The 25,538-nt window shown below is 46.3% G+C and carries 19 protein-coding genes; 3 read left to right on the forward strand and 16 right to left on the reverse strand.

Features of this window, described 5'->3' with window-relative positions; all coding sequences use genetic code 11:
- Window positions 1-46: 46 nt before the first annotated feature.
- The 4 genes from V6668_RS29760 to V6668_RS29775 all read right to left on the reverse strand — a co-directional run bounded on the left by V6668_RS29760 (window position 47) and on the right by V6668_RS29775 (window position 3,213).
- Window positions 47-580, reverse strand: coding sequence for a hypothetical protein (locus V6668_RS29760; RefSeq protein ID WP_338707377.1), 534 nt, complete (start codon window positions 578-580; stop codon window positions 47-49).
- A gap of 196 nt (window positions 581-776) precedes the next feature.
- Window positions 777-1,046 carry a CD3324 family protein gene (locus tag V6668_RS29765; protein ID WP_036611734.1) on the reverse strand — a complete coding sequence of 90 codons (270 nt, stop codon included), beginning with the start codon at window positions 1,044-1,046 and terminating at the stop codon, window positions 777-779.
- A gap of 271 nt (window positions 1,047-1,317) precedes the next feature.
- Window positions 1,318-2,244 (reverse strand): oxidoreductase, encoded by a 927-nt coding sequence (locus V6668_RS29770; RefSeq protein WP_338707378.1) that lies wholly within the window; start codon window positions 2,242-2,244, stop codon window positions 1,318-1,320.
- 60 nt (window positions 2,245-2,304) lie between these two features.
- Window positions 2,305-3,213, reverse strand: a complete 909-nt coding sequence (locus V6668_RS29775) for a YafY family protein (protein ID WP_338707379.1) — start codon at window positions 3,211-3,213, stop codon at window positions 2,305-2,307.
- A 69-nt stretch (window positions 3,214-3,282) separates the two neighbouring features.
- Between V6668_RS29775 and V6668_RS29780 the strand changes: the two genes are divergently transcribed.
- Complete coding sequence (locus V6668_RS29780) at window positions 3,283-3,849, forward strand: dihydrofolate reductase family protein (RefSeq protein WP_315372108.1); 567 nt, start codon at window positions 3,283-3,285, stop codon at window positions 3,847-3,849.
- Between the two features lie 139 nt (window positions 3,850-3,988).
- Here V6668_RS29780 and V6668_RS29785 read toward each other — a convergent pair whose 3' ends face one another.
- The 6 genes from V6668_RS29785 to V6668_RS29810 all read right to left on the reverse strand — a co-directional run bounded on the left by V6668_RS29785 (window position 3,989) and on the right by V6668_RS29810 (window position 12,266).
- Complete coding sequence (locus V6668_RS29785) at window positions 3,989-5,113, reverse strand: SGNH/GDSL hydrolase family protein (protein ID WP_315372109.1); 1,125 nt, start codon at window positions 5,111-5,113, stop codon at window positions 3,989-3,991.
- A 64-nt stretch (window positions 5,114-5,177) separates the two neighbouring features.
- Window positions 5,178-5,546 carry a DUF4180 domain-containing protein gene (locus V6668_RS29790; protein ID WP_100526690.1) on the reverse strand — a complete coding sequence of 123 codons (369 nt, stop codon included), beginning with the start codon at window positions 5,544-5,546 and terminating at the stop codon, window positions 5,178-5,180.
- A gap of 68 nt (window positions 5,547-5,614) precedes the next feature.
- A complete protein-coding gene (locus tag V6668_RS29795) occupies window positions 5,615-6,508 on the reverse strand; it encodes a response regulator (protein WP_315372110.1) in 894 nt (297 codons plus the stop codon).
- A complete protein-coding gene (locus V6668_RS29800; RefSeq protein ID WP_338707380.1) occupies window positions 6,480-7,799 on the reverse strand; it encodes an ATP-binding protein in 1,320 nt (439 codons plus the stop codon). Before V6668_RS29800 ends, V6668_RS29795 begins: the two co-directional genes overlap by 29 nt.
- 168 nt (window positions 7,800-7,967) lie before the next feature.
- Window positions 7,968-11,105 carry a hybrid sensor histidine kinase/response regulator gene (locus V6668_RS29805; RefSeq protein ID WP_338707381.1) on the reverse strand — a complete coding sequence of 1,046 codons (3,138 nt, stop codon included), beginning with the start codon at window positions 11,103-11,105 and terminating at the stop codon, window positions 7,968-7,970.
- A gap of 3 nt (window positions 11,106-11,108) precedes the next feature.
- Complete coding sequence (locus V6668_RS29810) at window positions 11,109-12,266, reverse strand: response regulator (protein ID WP_338707382.1); 1,158 nt, start codon at window positions 12,264-12,266, stop codon at window positions 11,109-11,111.
- 175 nt (window positions 12,267-12,441) lie between these two features.
- Between V6668_RS29810 and V6668_RS29815 the strand changes: the two genes are divergently transcribed.
- Both V6668_RS29815 and V6668_RS29820 read left to right on the forward strand, forming a co-directional pair.
- Complete coding sequence (locus V6668_RS29815) at window positions 12,442-12,939, forward strand: DinB family protein (protein WP_036611762.1); 498 nt, start codon at window positions 12,442-12,444, stop codon at window positions 12,937-12,939.
- 248 nt (window positions 12,940-13,187) lie between these two features.
- Complete coding sequence (locus tag V6668_RS29820; RefSeq protein WP_338707383.1) at window positions 13,188-14,258, forward strand: SDR family oxidoreductase; 1,071 nt, start codon at window positions 13,188-13,190, stop codon at window positions 14,256-14,258.
- 60 nt (window positions 14,259-14,318) lie between these two features.
- Here the strand turns inward: V6668_RS29820 and V6668_RS29825 are convergent, their stop codons facing one another.
- The 6 genes from V6668_RS29825 to V6668_RS29850 form a co-directional block, all read right to left on the reverse strand.
- Window positions 14,319-14,693, reverse strand: coding sequence for a winged helix-turn-helix transcriptional regulator (locus V6668_RS29825; RefSeq protein ID WP_036671801.1), 375 nt, complete (start codon window positions 14,691-14,693; stop codon window positions 14,319-14,321).
- Between the two features lie 53 nt (window positions 14,694-14,746).
- Window positions 14,747-15,697, reverse strand: a complete 951-nt coding sequence (locus tag V6668_RS29830) for an SMI1/KNR4 family protein (protein ID WP_036671802.1) — start codon at window positions 15,695-15,697, stop codon at window positions 14,747-14,749.
- Between the two features lie 214 nt (window positions 15,698-15,911).
- A complete protein-coding gene (locus tag V6668_RS29835; RefSeq protein ID WP_076252072.1) occupies window positions 15,912-17,537 on the reverse strand; it encodes a rhamnogalacturonan lyase B N-terminal domain-containing protein in 1,626 nt (541 codons plus the stop codon).
- A 312-nt stretch (window positions 17,538-17,849) separates the two neighbouring features.
- Window positions 17,850-18,722 (reverse strand): AraC family transcriptional regulator, encoded by an 873-nt coding sequence (locus V6668_RS29840; RefSeq protein WP_338707384.1) that lies wholly within the window; start codon window positions 18,720-18,722, stop codon window positions 17,850-17,852.
- Between the two features lie 172 nt (window positions 18,723-18,894).
- Window positions 18,895-21,003, reverse strand: a complete 2,109-nt coding sequence (locus V6668_RS29845) for a TerD family protein (RefSeq protein ID WP_338707385.1) — start codon at window positions 21,001-21,003, stop codon at window positions 18,895-18,897.
- 339 nt (window positions 21,004-21,342) lie between these two features.
- Window positions 21,343-25,371, reverse strand: a complete 4,029-nt coding sequence (locus V6668_RS29850; RefSeq protein ID WP_338707386.1) for an S-layer homology domain-containing protein — start codon at window positions 25,369-25,371, stop codon at window positions 21,343-21,345.
- Window positions 25,372-25,538: the final 167 nt, after the last annotated feature.

The raw sequence follows: 25,538 nt of genomic DNA on the forward strand, positions 1-25,538 counted from the left end.
GTAGTAGAGAGAGATCGTTTTCCGCAAAGGGAGACGGTCTCTCTTTTTATATATTGGAGAATTGAAAAATCAATTTATAACCATCGAACGTTTGCCCGTAAATCTCCCGATAGTTACCTTTAGTATAATTATCCACTGTTTTTCGCCAGAAAGATTGGCCAATCTTATTTTTCTCCGATGGATTGGTGAACAACTCCCAGTTTCCTATAAACATGCCGAAGATCGTCGATGCCGCGTATTCAGCAACGCCTACACCTCGAAACGGCTGCATCAGAAAGAAGTCATGTACAAAGAAATTCGTGCCTTGTGAACAATATGGCGGAGTAGCTATGAACGCAAACCCTGCCGGTATGCCATCCACAATCATGAGGAACGGATAAAGACACTCCGGTTTTTCCCACCATATGTTCTGGACGTTATACTGATCCTGCAAAGTTATATAATCAGGACTTGGCTCAAAAATGCCATGTTCGTTCGGGGTATGCTCTCCACCCAGACCATAATGTCCGGATAGATCATGAAGGTATAGCGGGTACATATTTTTAATCACATACGCCTCGTCTTTATTCGTTAATTTCACTTCTATATTCATATTCACCAACCTTACCAGATGATTTAAGGAGTTAATTCATGAACTCTCACAGCATAACCTTCTACCGTCAAATGAATTGTACGCGTAATTAACAACCTCGAATATGTAAAAAAGCTTTAATAACTATTCTTTATTCTTACAGGAAAAAGCCACATTCGATTGCTCGAACATGGCTTTTATAGTTTCATCCCTTTTTGCAATACACAATTTTCTTGATGCTATCGATGGATAAACAGTATTGGTCCGCAAGCTGATCGATGGTTGTTCCGGCAGCAAAAAGCTGGCGGATCTCGTCGTTCCGCTCCCGGACAATCCTTCTGCCACCCGAATTCTCGCCCCACTTCTTGTGGGCATCCTTGGGCCTCGGAATATAGATCAAGCCACCAGAGATATGACGCTGTATTTCTTTGAGTAATTCTTCCGGGAAGATTGTATCCGCATTAATATATTTCACGTTGCTCCACTCCTTAAAAGTTAAAATCTTTAAGGCAGCAGAGTCGTACAATGAACACATTGGATATGCACTACAATGATATGGCGGAAAAGAATTTCAAGCTCTATGCAAACAACCGCCGTTGTTCATCACATGGACTCTGCATAGAGCGGGTCGTTAAATTTATTATGAATCGAATCATGGTAGCCCCCCATTCAGTTAATCTTATTCGTGCTGAAGAACTTTTAACTGTCTATACCATAATAAGGTTTACTTTCCCTAATGGCAAAATCTACACGTCGAATCTGTAATATACCCCTGTTAATTCTTCTGATACGCTCCATAGCTTGTTTGAAATGTTAGCGTCATATAATTTTTCGATGATCTTAGCGCTCTTGGGATAGCCCTTAGTGCCGCCCATACCGCTGGGAGCAATATACTCCCCTCCCGTGATCGTCGGATCTGCTGCAGCATATAAGGTAGGTAATGCCCCCATATGTGCCGGTTGACTAATGATTTTCAAAAGACTGCGCATGAATATATTGGTCTGTTTCCCCGAACCGAAGGAAAATAGGTTGGTATGCGAAATTCCTGGATGAGCGGCGATACTCATGGAATCAATATGGGCGGAATTAAATTTATTCTGCAGCTCTTTCGCAAACATCAGATTGGCTAGCTTGCTTTGACTGTAGAACTTCATGGGATTATATCCTTTGGAGCCATCTAAATTATTAAAATCAATCGCACCATTATGAGCTGCCATACTACTTACAGTGACTACTCTCGATTTCGGAGTAGAGATCAATCGAGGCAATAGTAGACCCGTAAGCGCAAAATGGCCTAGATGATTACTACCAAACTGTAATTCAAAGCCATCTTTCGTCAACTGGAATGGAGGGTTCATAATTCCTGCATTATTAACGAGAATGGACAAAGAATCGTATTGCTCAAGAAAAGCGGCTGCGAACTTACGGATACTAGCTAAATCGCTAAGGTCAAGCTGCATAACGATTACCTCTCCAGCTACATGCACAGACGACTTTATTTTATTAGCTGCCTTTTCACCTTTTTCCAGATTACGAACTGCAAGGATAACTTTTGCGCCTTTTTCAGCTAACGCTAATGCCGTTTCATACCCTAACCCGCCGTTCGAACCTGTCACAATCACTACTTTATTGGATACAGTCGGGATGATGTCTTTAGTCCAAACTTCGCTCATTTGTCTACACACCTTTCTTATCTCTTCCTTGATACCCGAATATCCAGCGTTTGAATGCTCTTATCCCCCACCATACTGGCTTAAACTCCGTTCCAGCATCCCTCTAACCTGCTGCTGCAGTTCGAGCGGAGACACCACCTTCACTTCCGGCCCATAGGAGAGTAACTTTCGTGCTGTAAAAGAAAACTCTTCAGGCGGAATCAGTCCGCGCCATTCGTTATCTTGAACCGACTTGAACAACACATCTGACGCAGCAATCCTTGCTCCAAATTCCGTGAATTGCAGCACCACTTCTACGCTTGCTCTATCTTCTTTGGCATCTAGCCATGCCTTCAGGCTCGGAACAGATTTATCCACTGATTCCATAACCGTCAATTGCTGCATGCGATCCACCCGATACAATAATACGCGGTCCTTATTTCGGGCTGGCATGTACCAATGTCCCTGTTCATAGTAGATACCATAGGGAAAGACCTGGACTTTTTTACGCCCATTGCGGGCATGATACATAAATTCGATTTCTCTCTTTTCTACCGCTGCACCCAATATCGCTGTTGTTAAAGGCTCGGAATGCCCACCAGGATGCTGGACAAAGGTGATATGCTCTCTCATTCGCATAATCAGATCCTGTACATCTTCGGGCAAAGTAGAGAAATACTGCTCAGCCAGATGTTCACGCATGGATCCATAAGGAAAATCCGGTACTTGCTGTAGATATTCCAGCATCATAAACAGCCCTAATGCCTCCTGCTGTGTCAGTTGAAGGGGTGGCAAAATCCGATTGGGCAACACCCGGTATCCTCCGTTCACGCCAACTTCTGTGTACAAAGGGAAACCCAGCGCCTGCAATGCATCCAGATCTCGCTGGATCGTACGAATCGATACGTCGAACCGTTCTGCCAATTCCCGGGCAGTGAACTTTTGTCTGGAATCCATCAGGCGCATGATCGCCAATTTCCGATGATTCATTTATTCAACATCCTAACTACGTCAACTTTTGTCATAGTTAAAGTGTATCATACATTTTAGAAGGGAGCGATGAACATGTCTGATAACAAAACAATTTTGTACATTGCTATGAGTTTGGATGGATATATCGCAAGACTGGACGGTTCGGTCGATTGGTTATTTGATGTGGAGGGTGATGGTGGAGACAACGGGTATGCTGCCTTTTATGAAACGATCGGTAGCGTTGTTATGGGACGTTATACGTATGAAGAGGTGCTCACACTTTCCGAAGAATTTCCCTATGCGGATCGCCCAACGTATGTGCTTTCCCGCTCGGAACAGCCGCCCGCTCCGCATGTACAGTTTACAACCGAGGAGGTAGATACGCTCATTCCCCGGTTAAAACAAACTTCTGATGGAGATGTATGGATTGTGGGTGGCGGCATATTGGTTCAAGCTGTGTTAGCAAAAAAATTACTGGACGAGATTGAAGTCGCCATCATTCCCAAGATTCTTGGCGAAGGCATCCCCTTATTCCCGACAGGCACTGTGCCAAGTCAATTCAAAATGGTCCGAACCCAGACACTTGGACAGATCATTTCGATTCGTTATGAGGTACAGAACAGCGGCACAGCGGATACACCTTCGAATGTCTAGATAAGTAGAAAAGGGAAAGACCATTCTTGTGATAAATGGACACCATAAAGTTAGACACCATCTAACCATTGGGGTACCCGTTCATGAAAGAGTGGTCTTTCCATTACCATGTATCAAGTATCAAGTATCAAGTATCAAGTTATCCTATCATTCCTCGTACATATTCCGCTAACACCTCTGCCGTCCTACGGTGAGATAACTCGCCTGGATGGGTGCGCGCACCTACCGTCTCTTCGGTTGTATCAGGAAGCTGGATGATTGAGACCTTGCGGTCTCCTGTCCCCTTTGTATACGCATCAACCGCACGGTAGATGGCAGGCATCATGGGAAAACCAAGCATGCCATATGCCCAAACGAGTTGTGCTGCCGGATTGTTTTTTCGAAGTTTGAACAGGAACTGCTCCACTGCTTTCTCAAAAGCGGTCAGATCCTCTTCATGATACGTACCGTCTTCGTTCAGCCGCTGCTTGTACACCTTGCCCGTGTCGGGATCTTTCCACTCCGGTGACTGAAATGCACCCCCATCATTGCTGCCCAGGTTCACGACTACCACATCCGGCTGCCAGGAACTAAAATCATGCTGATCTCCTGCGCCTAGCGCATCGTTACGTTCACCAGTAAGCAAGCCACAGACCTTTTCGTAATACTCGGGGATGTTCCCTTTTGGATTGTTATCCCAACTTGTCAGCACACCCCAGCCACTTTGCGAGATGACCCGATACTCCGCATTCAATGCCTCTGCTGTCATAAACGTATAATTATGTATGGCGCTGAACCACATCGGAATCCAATCTTCCTCCGCTTTCGCTCCAATCGCACCTTCGCCAGATGTAATACTGTCACCAATGAACTCGATCTTGTACGGTTTTTCCTGCACAGGCAGGAACGCTCCATCGGATTTCAACGCATGAATCTGCAAGGCACAACCCGGGTCACCACTCATCGCTTGAACATCTTTGACGATCCGTACATTCTTCACCACACTCGCGTTCATACCTCGGAATACACAGACCCAGTACCTTCCCGCCGTTAACATCTGTCTGCTCACCGGAACACCGTTGATCAGAATGCTGATCCATGACTCATACATGTCATACTGCGACTCTACTTCAACCCATAGTTCGGATCCCTGTACATTGAGTTCAACTGCACTCCCCGTCCAAAATAACGTCAACGGCGATCGCTCTCCAGTTGTTCTGCCATGCACTTTAAGATTTCCGATCTCAGGCAGAGCATATACCTTTAAATTCTCATTAGATATCACGGTGCAGACCTCCTACGTTTGGCTCAGATTATAAGCAGGCTCTCTACATGCCTCGGATGTACGCTTAACTGATATTATGCAACTTTTGAAGCGCTTCCTCTTTGTTTTTCAAAAAGAAAACATGCTTGCCATTGTTACACTCATAGATGAAATCTCTCAGGCTCTTGCTGTTATGCCCTTCGAAATCTCCCACAATAGCAAGCTTAACATGATAGTTCACGTATTTCTGCAAAATCTCGCCTGCAAGCTTGGTTTTTAGTTCGAAGAACTCTTCCGTGATGTTCGATTTGTCGATAATGAGTTTATCAGCATCATCGGTATACCTTACCGAAGCCATCAAATCCAGTGCATCTTGAGCATTATTGATGACGATGCCATCACTTTCAATGATGGCGACCTTGGAATTTCCTTGCTGATCAATGGTTATGTTCATTTCACTTTCTCCTCCTCTGGAATTCGGCTTTTGGTTAAGAGTTAACATATCTCAGTTACTATAATTATTTAGTTATTCATCTTTTCAAGCGTCTCCATGTAGAACACATGCAGGAACTTTTTGATATTAACCTTGCCTTTGTCGCCTGCCTGATCTTCTTCCATGGCTCTCATCTTCATTCGAACATCCTGGAAGTCGAAGTACAGGGGAGCATAGTGCTCAAACTTGTGGTTGCTATAATCGGTGAGTCCAATCGAGGCCATGTTCGTTAACGCGCCAATTACCGTTCTGCGAATGCGTTGTTCCATCGCCTTGCTCTCTTTCTCCACGTCTTTGGGCGTAGACTTATAAGTCTGGGCAACCGCTTCATAGGACTCCTTCAGCGGCGGCCACTCCGCGACCTGCTTCTGATCAATCGCATACTCCATGAGCGCAATGATGTCCTTGCTACCACTTTCTCCGATAATCCCCAGATCCATTAGAATGCTTCTTGCCGCATCTCGCACCGTACGACCTTGAGCAGGGGCCGGCGCTTCCACCAGATTCAGTCGGGCCATCGACTGCTTGATCTCCAGCACGTAACGTTCATACTTCCACTGGTCATTCACTTTGCTGAGCACATGCTCCACTTCCACCCGATTAATCGGTTTATGAATGAAGAATTCAATGCCGTTCTGGTAGGCCGCCCCCACCATCTCCTTGTTCTCCACCTGAGAGATCATGATGAATTTCCCGGTATAACCGCCGTGCTTCAGCTTCGCTACCGTCTCAATTCCGTCCTGATCCGGCATCAGCAGATCAATCAGCACCACATCGGGACGAAGATCCATGATCATCCGTGCTCCTTCTATGCCGCCCTCAGCCATACCCGCAAGCTCGCCGATTCCACAGGATTCAATGATATCATGCAGCATGCTCCGACTCACCACATCATCATCCACGATCATGATAGAAAGTGTCATCGACATCGGCCCCCTTTATTAAATTCATCTTGGGAATAGCTATACGAAATGTAGTCCCTCTCGCTCCCAGAGGCGCCGATTCCACTGTGATCTGTCCCGTCAACGACTGAACGATATCACGTACATGGGACAGGCCAATGCCTGTCGCGGCAATGCCAACTTCATTGAACTTCGTTGTGTACCCCGGTTCAAAGATGACATCCCATTTGGCTTCGGGTACGCCTTTTCCAGAATCCATCACAACGAAATGCACGTTTTCTTCCTGCTCATATATACGAATTCGAATCGTCCCATCATGCTCAATCGCCTCTACCGCATTGGCAATCAGGTTATTCATTACCGTGAGAAGAGGAATGTAATACGGAGACTCACAATCATACTGTTGCTCAATGTCGATCTCGACCTGCTTATGCAGCATTTCGCTATATTTTCGGTTTGCTTTACTGGCAAAGTTCAGCACTTCAGACAGGCTCATGTTGACTGCTTTTTCATTATCATACAGCTTCAGCAGACCCGCCAGAATACGTTGTGAATCCTTCTTCACTTCATGAATCTGCTGAGCAATGCCCAGGGTGCGCTGACTGTATTGGTTCATGTCCTGCTCCCGGAGATCGCGATATAGATCATAGCTGTCAGCTGTAATGCCTTCGATCGTATTCATCGCTTTCTTCAGGTAAAAGACCTCGCCATACAGACCCGAGTTCACACTCAGCATCTGCTCCATCCGCTTCTCCTGCTCTGCATGCAAAAGCCGCATCTGCCTCACCGCAATGCTGTTATATAGCCCAATCACAAAGTAACTTCGCAGACCACCTACCACAAGCAGATACAACCATTCCTTCATATAAAAGATATTGGTCCCGCTTAACATTCCGCGAAAAAGCAGCTCAACAAGATTAGAGGAGAAATCGATACATGTGATTAACCCGCCAAGCAGAAGAGGCTGCATCTCATGGAATCGATGCTTGAATTTGCTAAGCCCATAGGCAAAGACCACATAATACACACCTGCCCCCAGGTTGTCCCGCATGCTTTCCAGTATGGAGACGGTCTGTACATGATTGATTAGATCTACCGACTGGAACAGCAAATTCGCGATGCCTGTCAGGATTCCTGTCTTCACATAAGACAGGTGTGGCATGATCATCAGCAGAAATAAAAGGATGCTAACCCCCAGCCCGATTCTGAAGTAATCTTCCCGGAACGGATTTATCTTGAATTGCGCCCCTACCGCAGTGGTAAAGGCAATGGCCGTCATCTGCACATTCTCATTTTTGACCCAATTGCGCATCGATCTTTTCACCCACTATAACAACGTTCAGCGCCCAATGTCGGAATCCGCGCTTCTAATGTTAAATATACTAACATATGAAAGAAGCATTAGAAATAATTAAAATTAGGGAATGAACACGCAAGCAGAACAAAAAGGCCGGAAGTTTTCACTTCTGCGGCCTTTTCCTTATATCTCATCCGGAATATCAAATGATACCATCGTTCCCTCACCCAGCTCACTTACAATCGATAATCCCTGACCATAACGTTGTAGCAACCTACGGTTCGTATTTGCAATGCCTATTCCGCCTTTTCCACCCAGTGTAGCACGCAGTAGCTCAGCAACCTTCTCGGGTTCCATGCCTTTGCCATTATCCTTCACCTCAATACGGGTATAACCCTCATGGCGAGTGATGGATAGGCATAACGTACCGCCTACATTGCGGCTTAATAGTCCGTGTCTGACGGCATTTTCAATCAAAGGCTGAATGGATAGCGGCGGGAGAAGCAACGGAAGGTCCGGCTCTACGTTTAATACCACCGACAATCGATCTTCAAATCGTGTTTTTTCAATAAAAAGATAGGCTTCAACAAGTTCCAGCTCATATGATAATTTCACCAGTTCCCCTGTGTTGAGATAGTTGAAGCTGATCCGTAAATAGGATGAAAAAGCATCGCCAAGCTTCCGCATATGCTCTGTATCAATATCACTTAAGACCATAAGTGAATTCAACGTATTAAACAGGAAGTGAGGCTGAATCTGAGCCTGTAAATAAGCGGCCTCCATGCGCAGGCGCTCTTGGATAGACTGATTTAGCATGGTCAATGCACGTATCCGATATTTCAGTTCCACCGCATCTACAGGCTTCGTGACATAATCATTGGCCCCCGATGCAAACCCCGTGTAGATATCTGGCGGCTGACTTCGTGCCGTCAACAGCAGCACAGGAAGCTCCGACATCGAGAATTGTTCCCTCACCTTCTGGGTTAACTCATATCCGGACATATTGGGCATCATCACATCTGTAATGAGCAGATCCCACTGACGTGTCCCGAGCAATTCCATAGCTTCCTGACCCGAACCCGCTGTAGTTATATCATATGGTTCCGTCGAAAGAATGCTGACCAACACATCCAGATTCACCGGATCATCATCCACAGCCAGAATGGTAGCTCTCCCCTCTTTTAACAACGGGGCCATCTCTGCTGTCGCCAAGGCTTCCGCGTCCCCCATACCTTGGCGGGGTAACAGGAATCCGCTAGGTGCATCTTCCATCATCTCAGCGGCCTGTTCCCATATCAGGGGAAGTTGTGACTGAGCCTGATCGGCGGCTTCATCCGCGAGTGGTAGATCGAAGCTGAATACCGAGCCCTTTCCGAGTTCCGAGTGAACCGTAAGTGCCCCGCCGTGCAGTTCTACGAGCTCTTTGCAGATGTTCAGTCCAAGCCCGATGCCTTGTCCATCACTGATTCCATACGACCCTTGTTCATACGGGAGGAAAATACGCATCCGTGTATCCTCATCCATGCCAATGCCTGTATCCGTCACATGAATCAGAGCATGTCCTTCACGAATTTCGGCACTTACGGATATCGTTCCTTCCTCTGTATGTTTAAGCGCGTTATGCAGTAGATTATACAAAATCTGAACGAGCCTTTCTTCATCAGCCATGACCTGAGGGAACGATTCTGGAATCTCCATATGAAGGCAAACCGGTTTTCGTTCTGCCATGAATTGCAGCATGGCGATAACGCCAGGCACAACCGACTGTATGGAAAGTGGCCCCTGACGTAACTCAATGCGGTGCTCCTTCAGCCGGACTACATCCAGTAGATCACCAAGGAGATGTGACATCCGTCGACCGATCGTAATCAGCAACTCCATATCCTCCAGGCTCCGTTCATCCAACCGGTTTTTCTCTCGGGTGATCACGTTGTGAGCGATGTTAATGATCCCGTGCAGCGGGGTCCGCAGTTCATGTGATGTATTCGCCAAGAATTGATCTTTAATTTTGTCGCCCTTCTGCAGTTCTGTGTTCAGCTTCATATTCTCCCTGACATTCCTGAAATATTTCTTGAACCAATAGGCGGAGAAGCCGGTAATGGCAAAGATGATGTCGATGGGATAATAGACTGTTGTCACATCTCTGGCTGTCTCGGCCACACTCCATATCAGGTTGGATGTAATGCCTCCTGCAGTAAGCAGCAGAAAAACAATATCCCGGTCCGCCTGTTTCCTGAAGATCATCGTTCCGACGATATATAGAAACCATATCAGGGATACAAGAAAGAATAGGTTAATGACGTTGTATTGGATCATGGCATAGGTAATATGAATGGGCACCACCACAATCACGGCCGTATAGATCAAGGTCATGACAACATGCCACTGTAGCCATGCCTTTCGTACATGAACCACCGTTAATCTCTGGAATAACAGAAGGATACAAGCATTTTGCAGCAACAATGAGATCAATCGAATTTTAATGCCCCAAGTATAATTAATTGGAAGCCATAACATCAATATATTATCATGACCCATCGTAACCGTGATGCCAACAGATAAAGTTAATACGGCTCCAACCAGCAAGGAACGTTCCTGTCGATTAAATGCGTAAAGAATACAGGCATACATGCCGTGGAGGAGCAGAACCAGAAAGGTGAGCATCTGAAAACCAATGGAATACCAACGCGAAAAATCAACGGCTGCCTGTGAACCAAAGCGAACAGGTTTGCTAATTCCGCCCATATAAGGGCTGTCGTAATTGGCCACGCGTATCAATAACTCAATGGATGTTGTTCCTTCCTGATCATAGGTCGCTGTATACGAAGTACTTCGGGGGATATATGTACTCCTATCCACGGAGATCTCACCCATGCCCCCGTCCGCGTCTCCATTCATCTCGATCTCGGAGGAACTTCGAATTCCCTTGAACCAGAAGGTAACAGGCGTCTGAAGCGGATCTGTCAAAATACGCAAGCGATATGTCCCGTAACCGTACGAACCCTCTTGTTTCTGATTCTGTGCACTCCCCCAGTCTCCTGGGACCTGAACACTCTTCGCACCGCCATTCCTCTTCGCAATATCTTGTTGGGTCAGCAACTCATCCGGGTAAAGTTCCCATTCCCCATTCAAGTACATGACAGGGGACTGATCCAGATCCACATCTCTCAAATCAAGCACCCCGTTAACGGCGCGATGCTCATCTACTGTGTGGAATAGCTCCGACCATACCGAGCGCATGCCAATTAACAATGCAAAAATGATCAGCATAATGAACAAATATTTGTAACGGTCCATACGTTTCGTTTGAAGTAATTTCATTAATTATTTTTTCATGACTTTGGTTAAACCGAGCTTCCAGTCCTGATACCATTCGGTAATGTCCTCACTGATCGGTATCTCCAAATCTTGCTCCATTCTGGTGGTTAAGAGACGATACTGCTCCTCCACACCGAGATCGTTGTGCATTTCATCATATAACTTCATTAGCATAAAATAACTTTCTTCTTCATCCGGAAGCATATGCTGGATACGTTGTGTACTCTCGACCACTTTCTCCGCCAGCCCATGCTGCTGGTAATACAGACTTAGTTGTCTCATATGATACAGCCACAGATAGCGTAATCTTTCTCGCTCAGGTTCAGCCCACATGTATTCATAATTGCCAAGATAGGTACCCTTATATAGATGAAGCGCTTGCTCATAGGCATGAACGGTACTTGCGTCTACGACTTTCCATTGCCTGATTTCCCGTTCCCACTGCTCACTATCCAACTGAGCCTCACCCAATTCGAGTCGATAGCCTGCCTCCAGGTGTCCACTCTGAATCGTGATCATATCCATATTGCAAGTTTTCAGGGTTTGGCGGACATGATACATTGCAGTGTAGAGTTGATGTGTCGTCTTCTCCTCTTCCATTCCCGGCCACAGAAGCTCCAGCAGAACACTGCGATGGATGACCTGGTTCCGGTGGTGAAGCAAGTATGCAAACAGCTCCTGCGCCTTGCTTGTACGCCATTTGGCAACCTGAACATCCTTGCCTGGAAGCTTAAACTGAATCTGATTAAAACAGCAAATTAAAGGTACGTTTGTATCCTTTGACCGCTGCTCCCGTTTTACGCTCAGTTTCTCTCTTACGCGGCTCACCGTCTGCTTCAATCGATCCTTTTGGATGGGCTTCATCACATAGTCCAAAGCCTGTAATTCGAAAGCATGCACCGCATATTGATCGTAACTGGTCACAAATATAATTTCGGTGCCCGGTGTTGCCGCCTGAATCTGTCTTCCCAGATCCATACCATCCATCTCCGGCATATGAATATCCAGAAATACAACATCAGGACGGTACTCCACAATACCCGCCACAGCCTCTGTTGGATTCATATATGTAGCGATAATTTCAATGCCGCTTACTTCTTTTTCTAGTGATTTTTGAAGGCCTATCAACGCTAGACGTTCGTCGTCAACCAATATCACTTTCACAGGAGCTTCCTCCTCGACCCTGAGGTCTTGAGATTTATTTTCACTATTATATCATAGGCATTTTAAGTATTTAGCGTTCTTCGTTATCCATTTTTAATTTTTAGCAATTTAATTGTATAATACTAAATAGAAGACAGGTTATCAGATCCGGTCTTGGAAGAGAGGAAGGTACCATATGTCAGATGTTAATCAAAGCTTTGGGCAAGCCCTTGTCAAATCATTAGTGGGGGAACGCGGTCATATCCGCATCGCCCGTGCTCTACCCGATATCGATGTCACACTTGCTGCTCGTACGCACGATGCCATGCCATATACGATCTATCAGTTGGTGAAGCACATGCATTATTGGCAACAATTCATGCTCGAACACTTGGAAGGACGCAAGCCACAGCTCCCTGCTAACGTGAGTGAAAGCTGGCCTGAAGAGAAGGGTCCACAGGACGAAGCGACGTGGAAGGCAGATATTCAGGCATTCTTGGATGGAGTTGATCAAGCCGTAGCCATTGCAGAAACTGCACAATTAGATGATCCACTGCTCTATTTCCCGGGTGAAACTAAAGCAGGACTTCTGCGCAATATCGCCTCCCATAACTCGTACCATCTAGGGGAGATTGTTCTGCTGCGTCGCTTCTACGGCGCATGGCCGCCTCCAGGTGGCGGGTTCCCGGCGTAAACGATATCTACAACAGATCTATGGAACGAATATACAGACACACCGAAGCTGTGAAAGGACGATTGTTCCTTTTACAGCTTCTTGTGGTTATAGGTAATTAACCTCCTTTGAAGTGCCAATTATAACGCTCATATCCTGCTCCAGGCTCATATATTACTTCAAAGTACGTATATGACTTTGAGGTGCGTACTTCTCATCCTTCTTTTTCTGACCCACAATATGAACAGAAGAAGAGAGGAGCATGTCCATTGAAACCCGAACAATCCGTTACCCGTTACACCGCACTTGTCATTGGTGCTGGAGGCGTCATTGGAAGAAACCTTATTGATTATCTGATGACACTTCCGCAATGGAATGTGATTGGTGTATCTCGCCGCGGAGGGGAAGATGCCCCTAGGTTACGTTATATATCAGCTGATTTACTGAACGAAGCAGACACACAAGACAAACTGAGTCATTTAACGACGGTTACGCATATTTTCTACGCCGCGTATCAGGATCGCCCAACTTGGGCCGAATTGGTACAGCCCAACCTGGCGATGCTCGTCAATGTGGTGAATACCATCGAACCGATCGCTCCAAATCTCCAACATATTAGCCTAATGCAAGGTTATAAAGTGTACGGCGCACATCTGGGTCCTTTCAAAACACCTGCCAAAGAAACGGACGCATATCATATGCCCCCTGAATTTAATGTCGATCAGCAACAGTTTCTCGAAGATCGGCAACCCGGAAGCAGCTGGACCTGGTCAGCCCTTCGCCCGTCTGTGGTATGTGGATTCGCCCTGGGCAATCCAATGAATCTTGCCATGGTTATTGGCGTGTATGCGGCTATCTCCAAGGAGCTTGGCTTGCCACTTCGATTCCCTGGGAAACCAGGAGCGTATCATTCGCTTCTTGAAATGACTGATGCAACATTGCTGGCTCATGCAACCGTATGGGCAGCAACCGATCCGCAATGTGCCAATCAGGCATTTAATATCACCAATGGTGATCTGTTTCGCTGGAATGAGCTATGGCCCAAAATCGCTGCGTTTTTCGAATTGGAACCAGCACCTCCACTGCCCCTTTCACTTGCAACAGTGATGGCAGATAAAGAAAATCTTTGGAATTCAATGATTGAAAAGTATGGTTTGATAAACACCCCTTATGATGATGTCTCTTCCTGGGCATTTGGTGATTTTGTCTTCTCGTGGGATTACGATTTCTTCGCAGATGGTTCCAAAGCTCGCCGCTTCGGATTCCATGATTTCATTGACACTGATACTATGTTTATGGATATTTTCAGAAATCTACGTGATCGCAAGATCCTTCCGTAAAGTAAATAAAATGCAAAATAAGCCGATTCCTGAATTCCAGAATCGGCTAATATAAGTCCCTCAACGGTCAGTAGTCGTTGGCGGCTTAAACAGAATTTTTCCTCGATCACCATATACATTCTCCACGTGTATATCGCCCCACCTACACATCAGATGAAGAATCTCTTTAAGACTCCATCCATACGCTGTTAACTCATATTCCACTTTAGGTGGGACCTGGTGATGGGAAATACGGACAATAACTCCCGCCTCCGTTAATTCACCAAGTTGCTGCGTCAACACTTTCTGAGTGATCGCAGGGATCAGTTTCATCAGCTCACCATTACGTTTCTTGCCAAAGGTAAGATGGAATAGAATAACAGGCTTCCACTTCCCCCCGATTACTTCAAGAAAAGCTTCCACTGCGGTGTTATATACCTTGATCGGTTCCTCCATATCACCTTCTGTCTCCCTTCCACACAACAGTTTAAAGAATCCCTGTCGATTTTTTAGACTTCTGGAGTCATCAGCCCTTGGATAAACGTCTCAAAGTTCGGTGCCAGCGGAATGATCTCTTTGGGATTCTCCCTCTTCACATAAACGACCTCAGGTTCTCCATCATTACCGAATGAACGATAATCGAGCATGACAACCCCCGACTCCGAAGGAGATACCGCGATGACGACACCAATCTCCGGATAACCTTCACGTTCAATCAAATTCCAGCTGCCTTGAATACCCGCTAGTGTGCGAGGCTTCTCACGGCCAATGCCCAGTATACCTTCAATTTCAACATAATCCGTAGCTCCCGTATCTGTGTTCGCCACAGGGAAATAACGATTGTACGGAATACCACCGTTATGTAGCTTCATCATCTCAATGTAGGAAGCCGGAAGTCGGAACACCAATTGCTCCTCCACAGACTCAATGAGACCATCACTTGGCGGATTGGACACATAGTGCTCCAGTGCCTGCTCACTATCGTTCCAGAATTCGCCGGATTCCGGTCTGGGAATCGCTTCAAAGGTCGCTACAACGTCAACGGGTACATGGAATTCTCCAACAGCCTCTGGATCCGTTTCAACTTCAGGTTCAGATTCGGACGGCTCCTCCATTTTGCTTCGAATCCATCCCAGAAACTCCAGCGTATCTTCATCCTCAGGGTCCAATTCATCCGCTCTTTCAAACGCCTGCAGCGCATGCGCATATTGCTCCAGATAATAATAAGCCAGTCCAATCCGATAATGCCAGAGTGGGTCACCTGTGCCCTCTTTAGCAACCGTCAGGAATTGTTCAACCGCTTCTTCATACTGTTCCAAGTTATTCAGCGCTCGTCCCAAATGGTTAACCAGCTCATAATCTCTTTCTTCCACAGGAATGGCTTGAATTGCATCTACAATTTCCTGAAATTCATCTTCTTCATGCCACTCTTGCAATTGAACCAACAGATCGTCTCTCATTCTCTTTTCCTCCCCGTTCATTCACTCATGATTACGTATTGAAAATTATACCACTATCCGGATCACCATCTCCAGCAAAGCAAGATCCTTAGGGATATCACGAAGCGATATCTTTTCATTTCCGATGACAAAGCTAAAAGAGGTAACCTGAACCTGGTTAAGAAAACCAGACAGGCTACCTCCTATATTCCTTCCACTATATTGCATTCTTCATTCAATTCAGCAATTCAACACAATCGTAGACCCAGCCTGCACTTAACCAGTTACCCAAGTCACTTGAACCGCTGATTGGCGTAATCGTGATGGTATTAGAACCATTCACGAAGTAGGATGCTGGAACATTCCAGCTAAAGGTTGTGTTGTTCCCACGATACGTACCAATGGTGAAGCTACGAGAATTGGGTTGTGAAGATGCAGCAGGATTGGTTAAAGCATGTCCATTAACCGTTACACTCGGTCTGCCATTATTGTAAGCTGCCGTAATACCGATGTTGAGCGTATGAGAAGATGCCGCTTGAGATGCATTCAAATTAAACGTTATTGTGGTTGGAGAATTCTGACCACGGAACTGGATTGCCGGGAATCGATTGGTCGCGCTACCGGTAGCATAGGTGACAGGTCCCCAGCTTGGGTTGCGACTATCGGAAGGGTGACGGATCGGAATCGTCTGTCCATTCAGCAACTCCCGTGGTGTACCATCCCAGTTGCCGATTCGCCAGATGTTAGAGGCTTTACTTGGGTCATTGTTGATCGTACGTGTATTCAGAGTCGTCGTTTGCCCTGCCGTGACATTAACCGTTTCCGTATATACGGCTAGTTCTCCCTTATAAGCTGTCATAGTGTACGTGCCCGGGATCATGCTGTATTTGGCTGCCGCGCCACTTGAAGACGTCCCCACCCAATACTGGGCATTGTTATTGGCGAACCCAATTGTGTATGCATAACCCGTATCCATCCCGGAGAGGCCATTAAGCACTACGTTCCCCCGACTGGATACCCAACCCTGCAGATTCAGACCAGACATCCAGCTGAAATCGGGTACACTTGGCGTACCTCCCGTTGTAAAGATCAAAGCGTACGGCCCATGCAGACCCAGGCGCCAATTCTCCGTCTGTGCATGTCCCGAGTTCATATAGTTATATACTTCCGTCTCTGTTCCACTTTGGAACTGGATGTCGCGGAAGAATGGACCACCAGAGCTTTTCTCCCGATTGCCGTAGGCCATAAATACACCGACGCCATTCCCCGTAACTCCACGAACGGATAAATCTTTGGCCTGATCATTACCATAATATTTGGAGGCCGACTGTCCATTTGCAAACCCGAACACATCCTGACTTTCAATCGCTCCTGTGTTACCTCGATTATTGGAATTCGCCGGAACACCTGTCAACACACTACCATTACCGCGGAAAATGTATCGCAGCTCCCCGATCGAAGGTTGAGCCGTGATATGCGTGGCCATGTATATGATATTCTCCCCACCACGTGAAGCATAATAGTGAGTTAGTGTGCTTGTGGATACCGTGATTAACACGGTTGATCCTGAAGGAGAGGTATTCCACGTCACATTGGCAGAGGAGCCCAAACCTGAGCCTATATGTGATCCTCTGTTGCTGTTCAGCTCCGTACCGTTCATTTTGGCTGAGATAATATCCCCATTGGTTTTGTTCACCACATAGACTAATCCTGATCCGGTGTTTACTTCAATTCTGGAGCCGTTATCCGTAACATTAATGGTTGCCGCGTGTCCGGTAGATGCAGGGTATACAACAGCTGTTGCGATCATAACGATGATTAAAAACAAACCAAGCGCCTTTCTCACTATACTTTTGGTCATGAGTAATTCCCTCCTTGGAACTCATTTAATAAAGCGCTTACATTATAATGTATAATAACTGACACTTCCGTCTCATATCGATATGTCTGCGTGCGTATAGAATAGAGTCATCACTTCATGTAAACCTGATCTCGCCACCCCCTTTTTAAATCACTCTTCTACATACAAGTATTCTTACAATTCCAATAAAATAATACCATTATATTACATAAATTTGCAATGAAAACGGCACGTATATCCGATAGCAAATTCTGAAAACAAAAAACGCAGCTTCAAAAAGCTGCGCCCGCAGATACCAAGCTAGAGACAGTATCATCTCTTCCGAATAGGTATCCATATCTCGCTTCTATATTGCTCTACAGTAACATCCTTGTGCTCATTCCATAACATTTCCGGTCCCTTACTCAGCTCATAGTCCGATGAAGGAAACCACTCTGCGTAAATCCGGCCCCACACCTCCTGAAGCGTATCAGGAAACGGACCCACCACGGTAAATACAGCCCACGTCGAAGCAGGAACTTCCAGCTGTTCCAGTCCTTCAGGCGTCTCTTTTGTCGTAGCTGCACCAATGTAATGATCCAGTTCTCCCTGTTCCACCATACGTCCCTCACTGAAATGGGCTGAAGCACTGATTAAGCCCAGAGGTTGGACGTTCGATGCCCCCTTAATCGAATCAATCAATTCCGGTGTAAGGCTCTGGTACATTGCAGCGATCTCCGGATTAACCCCGTTGAATACAATCGGCACCTTTTTACGAATACCCACGATTCGAAACGCCTCTTTATCTTCAATGCGGTAGTTCATTTCGCTTCCTCCTTGAATGGTCAGTTGAAATGTCATCCGTGGAAAGGCTTTAAGGGATGGGGCATGGTTTCGCGCTTCGGAGGGCGTAGTGTCATGCATGCTTTGAAATGCCCTAGTGAAAGAATCCGGCGATGTATACCCGTACTTTAGCGCAATATCAATGATTTTGCTGTCACTGTGGCTTAACTCCATGGCCGCAAGTGTCATGCGGCGACGCCGAATATATTCCGAGAGTGTTACACCACTAAGAAAAGAGAACATGCGTGTAAAGTGATACTCCGAGCAGCAGGCAATTCGGGAAATCTCCTTCATGTCCACGACATCCATCAGATGCTCCTCAATATGATTCAAGGCTTCATTTAACCGCCTCAGCGTATCCATATCATCCCTCCCACGTTAATTTAAGCTTAGCAAAGTCATTCTCTTTGCATCCGACATTACCTGCACCATTCTGTAGGCTCTTTGCACCCAAACCAGAAAAAAAGAGCAGCATCAGCTACTCTTTTCTAACCTTTATATTCACATAGATATTCACATATCGCCAGTAGTCAGGTCAAACCAGATACTCCGCCATAATCTGCTCGATATCATAGGGTGTAATACCTTGATCCACCGAATAGATTGTATCCGCTTGATCTATTGTATCCACCAGTTCTCCTCTAGCTTTGGCGTGGAGCATGAACAAGTCGTGCAGATCGGGTTTGCGTAAATTCGTTAGTGCTTTACCCATCAGCACGATACCTTTCTGATTCCCCTCTACGTTATTGTAGTATTCCGGATATCTGGTCAGCGCCAGGTCTGTCCAGATGACGGTGCGTTCGACCAGATCCATAATGACAGGGATCGCAATCTGCGTATCCGCGGTAATATCGATTTTGTTCGCTACGGTAGACGGTTCGAAAATCTCGCCAGACCCCGGCTTCTTCCTCATCATCCAGCCCACAAAACATTCGGGCAGATCACAATACGGATGACTGGTAAACGATAGCAGTGTCGCCACCACATATCGTCCACCATAAGCCACGATGGATGGAATATGCAGATCAATGAACTCACTTGCGCCATAAGGTGCAGTCACGATATCTCCGCTATGGACAGCCTTATAGTTAGAGGATCGCAGATTCGTATAGGAAATATGCTCCACATAGTTCCAGTCCTTATCGTACATCACCGCAGACAAGTCAATGTCCACGCGCCCTGTAGACTTTCCATCCACGTCCCCCTCTTTCCACCAGTTGAAGAAACGAATGGTATCACCCTCTGCCATCGGCACACGACTTCCACGAACGATGGTATGCAGAGCCTTGCTCGCCGATCTCTGGGAAAAGGGTACCAGATAATCATGAAGCTGTGGATCGACATAGGTCTTCCCAAGCGGGGAAAGGTTAGCGAATCGTTCTACCAGTGCCTGCTCGCACAACTGTACGACATCCTGACACGTCACTTCATCGATCTCTGGCAGCTCATTCGGAACAGCAAAAGCTTTGGCTACATTTCCTTTCGGGAAGAAGACACGCAGATCCTGCGGTTCATTACGGTGGGCAAAATGCTGTCTCACCTGCAATAACACCGGGGTAGATACTTGCTCCAGTACCTCACCAAATGCCAGCAGTACATACGCTTCATCTTCGGTCATCCGCAACAAGTGATCCAGTCTTCTCGCAAATTCACCTGGACGCTGTGACAACAGATCAATCAGACTCCAGACATTCCGATATTGGAAGGCAAGCTCCACACTTCCGTTGAAGGTCGAATAAGGTTTATTATTACGCAAAATATCAAAGGCTTCTTCGCATCGCGGATACCGAAGCTTATATTCCGAAGGATGCAGAATTTCGCCAAGGCGAATCCAGCGATCCTTATATCGCAGCATATCCTCCGTCATGGAGCCACACTGCTCCAATAATCCGAGCAAAAGGCGTCTCTCGCGGCGTTTGAATTTCCGGAAGGGAGAAGCCGCAGCCAGGCTGACATCACCATCGGACCAGGCAACAGCCAGACGCAGGACATCACTTGCCGTTTTGAAATACGGACCGATCCGGTCGATGTTCGCTTTTTCATGCTTCAACAGCGAGGCGACCACAAAGCCCACATTTTCTTTGAACGGAATCTCAGCGGGTAATAGCGCATCCACGTCTTCCGGGTCTGCATGCTCCAATACCGTGTCGATATCCGCCTTGTCTGTTTCCGAGATGGAACCTTTTGCTTCAATGATCTGACGGATGAGTGTCTGGAATGCTTGCTGGTTTCCCAAACCAATGACTTTCAAGTCCGTCTTCTCCAGCAAAGGCATTCGCTCCACAGATTGTTGATCCGGATAGACCACAGTCAGGTTGGTCAGATAATGAATAATCGCATTGAGATATAACTCGGCCTCATCCGCTTGCATCACCTGCATCGGGAATCCTGCATACATCGGTGTGTACTTCACATGTGCGCCGACCATGACTCTTAGATCAGCCACGAGTTGATGATACACTGTTTCAAATTGTTCCTTGGACAGCTGCCGCATCGCCTGCAGTAACTCATCCGAGAATGTGTATCCGAGTGCTTCAATATTTTTGAGGGCAGTCGCCAGATGTGTCTTAGGCAACTGTTGCTTCCCTTCGTTTGATTCGATAATGAGTTCATTCGCTCTGCGCAAATAGATTGTATTGTTCATGATAAAAGAGTCCAGGAAAGCCACATCCCTATATAACGTGGAAGGTTAGGGTTAGAAGGAAGGAATGTGATAGCCTGGACGCCTCCTCTCTGAAATAAAATCTTCAGGAGAGCTGCGACCCTATGATCTCCAATGATTGTAGAAGGAAGGATCGCAATAGCCTGAAGGCCAGCAGTTCAAAGTTTGTCGCCCGAACCTCTGGTGAACCCATCATCTCAGATTCCACGATCTGCCAACAGGGCGAAAGTATTACGACATGAATTTAAGAATTTAATAAAAATAAAAAAAAGCCTTTGCCGACCCCCAATGTCAGCAAAGGCTTTTCATTTTAAATTGTGTTTATTGATCAATCAAGTTTGTTACTTTCAACATTCTTGCAATCAATGCAGTGACCTCGGCACGAGTCATCGTGGTCTTTGGACTCAGCACCTCCGGCCCATTACCTTGGATGATCCCCGCTGCAATCAACTGGGCTACATCTTCTTTGGCCCAATTCGATACATCCGCTGCATCACTGTAACGTTCCAGTTCAGAGTTCATCTGATCCGGGCTAATTGCCGCTTCCGGCTCAATCAGACGGTAGGCACGAGCAACCATAGCAAATCCTTGCTCACGTGTGATCTCCTGATTACCGTTGAAGTTCCCATTATCGTAACCGCGAACGATACCGAATTCATTTGCAAGGGCTACCGCAGAGCGGAACCATGCGGAATCGTTAACGTCAGGGAATAGATTCTGTGGTGCATCCTGACGCATTAAGCCCAGTCCAAGCACAACAATCTCGGCAAACTCAGAACGAGTAACCTGACGGTTCGGTGAGAATGTGTTATCTCCGTTACCCTGCAAATCCAGTCTTGCAGCAATGTTGTTCACATCAATTTTACCCCAATGGGATCTGGCATCTTCAAAATCCTGCGGGTTCCAGATAACCGAGTAACTTCCGCTGCTACGCAAGTCATTAATGAGTGCGTAGTAACGACTACTGATCTTAGTGACAACCGTTGGTACATGGAAGATGCTACCGTCCGGATTAATGATTACGCCTGTAGTAATCCGGTTCGGATCGATACCTTCCGGAAGTGCAATATACTTCGGTGCATAACCGTTCAGCTGGCCGGATCGCACGGTCTGTCCATCTTTCGTAAACGTCAGATCCAGATCAACCGGTGTGACAAGTAGCTCGTATCCTTGGGATGCGGCTCTTGTCTCAGCGCTGTCAATCAAAGCATCCGAGGAACGTGCGATATCAACATGGACATCAATATCATTCAACGCTGCATTACCAAGCTGTCTGGACACACCATTCACGTCCATTTTACCGCCAGGTACCGGATAGATTGCCAGCGGATTGCTAATGTTCAGTTTGGAACCTTGATCCACCAATTGTTTCAGTGTTTCGAGGGTTAAACCGTCCACCTTCATATCCCCATCATTCGGTGAATGAATGGCGAACTGCTGGCCTGTGCCTTGTGACATGGCAACATTCAGCTTGGCTGGATCAACTTGAACCAATGTTTCTTTGTTATTAGATGGTTTGGATGTAGCAAATGGTTGATGGCTACCATCCCGTGTTGTTTCCAAATTATCCTTCACGGGTGCCGGAGTTGGCGTTGGTACTGGCGCAGGTGTAGGTGCTGGTGCTGGTGTACTTCCGCCGTTACCTCCCGTATTTCCACCGCCGCCATTGTTGCCTCCACCATTGTTACCATTGTCACTGGATGCTCTAGTCACGTTGATTTTATACGCCGTAACATTTCCAAGTGAATCGGTTACTCTAACAACGATCTTATTCCCACCGACTTGAAGCAGTAGATTCTCACTTACACTGCCACTTGAAACCTCGTTCCATTCTCCATCTCCAACAGCTATTTCAATCTTCGCAAGTGGATCAAGTGCCGTTGGCGTTAACTGAAATTGATATACGCTATTCGGAACAGAGATGGTGTACGTGTCTTTAGCCGGATCAAAGGCCGGGGACAAGCTTCCCACGGAAGGGACCAGCGTCTGCAACGTAGATTCATCTGTACCAATTACTTTGGTAAGTCCCGTTCTAGCGTTAGTCAGATCCTGAAGTGCCTTATCTACCAGCGCTTGAGTCGCTGTCGGTTCATTTAACACTCGCTCTGCTTCATTCATCGCAACTTTGAGTGCTTCCCAGCTCGCTGGTGTGTACGCTGACTCTTCGAGGCTTTCACCTGTAATTTCAGTTACTTTCGCTTGCAAAGCTGATTTATCTACAACAGGTACAGATGTTGTAGGGATTAAGCCCGTTCTTGCATCAGTCAGATCCTGAAGTGCCTTGTCTACCTGCGCTTGATTCGCTGTCAGATCATTAAGCACTCGATTTGCTTCATTCATCGCATCTTTGAGTGCTTCCCAGCTCGCTGGTGTGTACGCTGACTCTTCCAGGCTTTCACCTGTAATTTCAGTTACTTTCGCTTGCAAAACTGATTTATCTACAACGGGTACAGATGTTGTAGGGATTAGGCCCGTTCTTGCATCAGTCAGATCCAAAAGAACCTTGTTTACCTGCGCTTGGGTCGCTGTCGGATCATTCAACACTCGCTCTGCTTCATTCATCGCATTATCCAGTGCTGTCCAGCTCGCTGGTGTGTACTCCTCTTCGTCCAGTTCGCCTGTTTCGATATTACCGTTAATCTCATCGATTTTGGCTTTCAACTTCGCCTTATCAATAACATCATAACTTTTCGAATTCGACTCTTCTGAATCTGAATAGGCTGGATTGTTCGTCTTCGCTGTTACTGTCACTTTGTAGGTGCCTACTTCTAGCGATGGTACCAATTGCGACAGGTTAAGCGCCATTCCGGTTACTTCCACCGTCCGCTTCGTGCCGTCTTCCAGTTCGATTGTTACTTCATATTTATCTGCATGTGCAACTGCTTCCCATGTCAACTCATCGTCGGTCAGTGTGACGTCGGGTACCGTCAAAGGAGTAGCAGCAGTTGCAATGGTAAAGTACGAGTTCGGACCAAAACTAGAGGTATTCAGGGTTAATTGGCCATTCTCAATTAAATGTAATGAGTTTGGATTACCAAATTTAGCATCATCGCTGATCACAACATATTGAGGCAACGCCGGGTTAGCTCCCGTTTCGTCTACCTGAAGTGTAATCTGTGATTCAGTCCAGTTTGCTTTCTGTACCTTGTAGATACGCTCCATCCCAAGCATTTTTTTCTCATCTTTCGTAATCGGTGTTTTGAATTCAGTACTTGCTCCATTGTCACCAAACGTAAAGAAAGAAGAATCCTTTGAGAATTCATTTTTATTTGCAGAATTGGTATCCTCAACACTGTTGCCCAATGCAATCGTCAACGCAGATCCCTGTTCCTGCGCTTTGGCTTGTTTCTGCATCAATCCGCTCTGATCATCTCGACCGATGCTTGTAATGCGATGGGTAAAGACTGCGTTCTCCTGGGCATCCCAGATCGTAGCCATGTTTGAATCGACATATGAATTGGCTTTCGTCTGATCAAGCGTATAGCCGTATTTGATCGCCAGATATGTGCTGACTTTTTGGCGTTCTGCGTCCGTAAGAGCATGGTCAAATACGATGATTTCTTCAATCGTACCCTGCCAATATCCACTATTGGACGCAGTTGCCGGAATTAGCTTACCAACTACGGCTCCGTCCGAGTTACCAGTATTCCACGCCTTATTAAGTTCTTTTCCCCAACCACCCAGTTCCTGTACCTGCTTCATTTTACTGTACAATCTAGCTATATTCGTTCCAGTGTCTCCACCTGTCCAAGTAACAAATAGCTCGGTCGGGAATGTCATTTCCATAAACTTGTTGGGAGTGTATAAAGTCTGATTACTGTCACTGTTAAATGTTGTCAAGCCGCCCCTTGCGTCAACTTGAAGCATCCCCATACCCGTATAACCACCCGTTTGTACTCCCCATGAAATAACATAATTGATGCCATCAGTTTTATTGGTTTTACTAACGGTAATGATCGATCTGGGACTCTTCCCTTGAGGAAGCTTACTTACATCCAGATTCATAAAACTACTCGTGCCGTTATATTCCAATAGCGGATTGAAATTGATATTATGATTTTTATCATCCCAATAGGTCGGTTGATTAGCTTCCGTACTTTGGGTTGCGTTGTTTATTTTACTGCCTTGATCTTCCCAGATACTCACCTTTTCGCCGCTGGCAACTCCGCTTACCCGCTCTGGTCGTAGCCATAGTGAAGGGGATCCAACTCCGCCCGGACCAACAGGAGTCTGGTTAGTTGCCTCCGCTTGAGCCAAACTCATGGGCAACGTTCCAATCGCTAGAATAAAGGAAAGAACCAGCATGGAAATTCTTTGCCATGGTTTCTTCCGGATTTTTGCTGTGTACATAGTTTCCTCCTACTTAATATGTTATTTTTGGACTGCTTACTGACTCAAAACATCATATCTACCCTCATCTTGCTTATTCTACACATGGCCTCTTACCAAACTCTTACCAAACCTTTCACTAGCAAATACAACAAAAAACAGCCTTGCAAATGAAGCTGCAAGGCTGT

Source organism: Paenibacillus amylolyticus (assembly GCF_036894225.1).
GTDB classification, from domain to species: domain Bacteria; phylum Bacillota; class Bacilli; order Paenibacillales; family Paenibacillaceae; genus Paenibacillus; species Paenibacillus amylolyticus.

What these genes read in the sequence shown, in the direction of transcription:
- V6668_RS29790 (WP_100526690.1), bottom strand. Translation starts at nt 5,546, where the DNA reads ATGAACATAACCATTGATCAGCAAGGAAATTCCAAGGTCGCCATCATT.
- V6668_RS29795 (WP_315372110.1), bottom strand. Translation starts at nt 6,508, where the DNA reads ATGACACTTTCTATCATGATCGTGGATGATGATGTGGTGAGTCGGAGC.
- V6668_RS29815 (WP_036611762.1), top strand. Translation starts at nt 12,442, where the DNA reads ATGTCAGATGTTAATCAAAGCTTTGGGCAAGCCCTTGTCAAATCATTA.
- V6668_RS29835 (WP_076252072.1), bottom strand. Translation starts at nt 17,537, where the DNA reads ATGACCAAAAGTATAGTGAGAAAGGCGCTTGGTTTGTTTTTAATCATC.
- V6668_RS29775 (WP_338707379.1), bottom strand. Translation starts at nt 3,213, where the DNA reads ATGAATCATCGGAAATTGGCGATCATGCGCCTGATGGATTCCAGACAA.
- V6668_RS29830 (WP_036671802.1), bottom strand. Translation starts at nt 15,697, where the DNA reads ATGAGAGACGATCTGTTGGTTCAATTGCAAGAGTGGCATGAAGAAGAT.
- V6668_RS29770 (WP_338707378.1), bottom strand. Translation starts at nt 2,244, where the DNA reads ATGAGCGAAGTTTGGACTAAAGACATCATCCCGACTGTATCCAATAAA.
- V6668_RS29850 (WP_338707386.1), bottom strand. Translation starts at nt 25,371, where the DNA reads ATGTACACAGCAAAAATCCGGAAGAAACCATGGCAAAGAATTTCCATG.
- V6668_RS29825 (WP_036671801.1), bottom strand. Translation starts at nt 14,693, where the DNA reads ATGGAGGAACCGATCAAGGTATATAACACCGCAGTGGAAGCTTTTCTT.
- V6668_RS29805 (WP_338707381.1), bottom strand. Translation starts at nt 11,105, where the DNA reads ATGAAATTACTTCAAACGAAACGTATGGACCGTTACAAATATTTGTTC.
- V6668_RS29800 (WP_338707380.1), bottom strand. Translation starts at nt 7,799, where the DNA reads ATGCGCAATTGGGTCAAAAATGAGAATGTGCAGATGACGGCCATTGCC.
- V6668_RS29845 (WP_338707385.1), bottom strand. Translation starts at nt 21,003, where the DNA reads ATGAACAATACAATCTATTTGCGCAGAGCGAATGAACTCATTATCGAA.
- V6668_RS29780 (WP_315372108.1), top strand. Translation starts at nt 3,283, where the DNA reads ATGAACATGTCTGATAACAAAACAATTTTGTACATTGCTATGAGTTTG.
- V6668_RS29840 (WP_338707384.1), bottom strand. Translation starts at nt 18,722, where the DNA reads ATGGATACGCTGAGGCGGTTAAATGAAGCCTTGAATCATATTGAGGAG.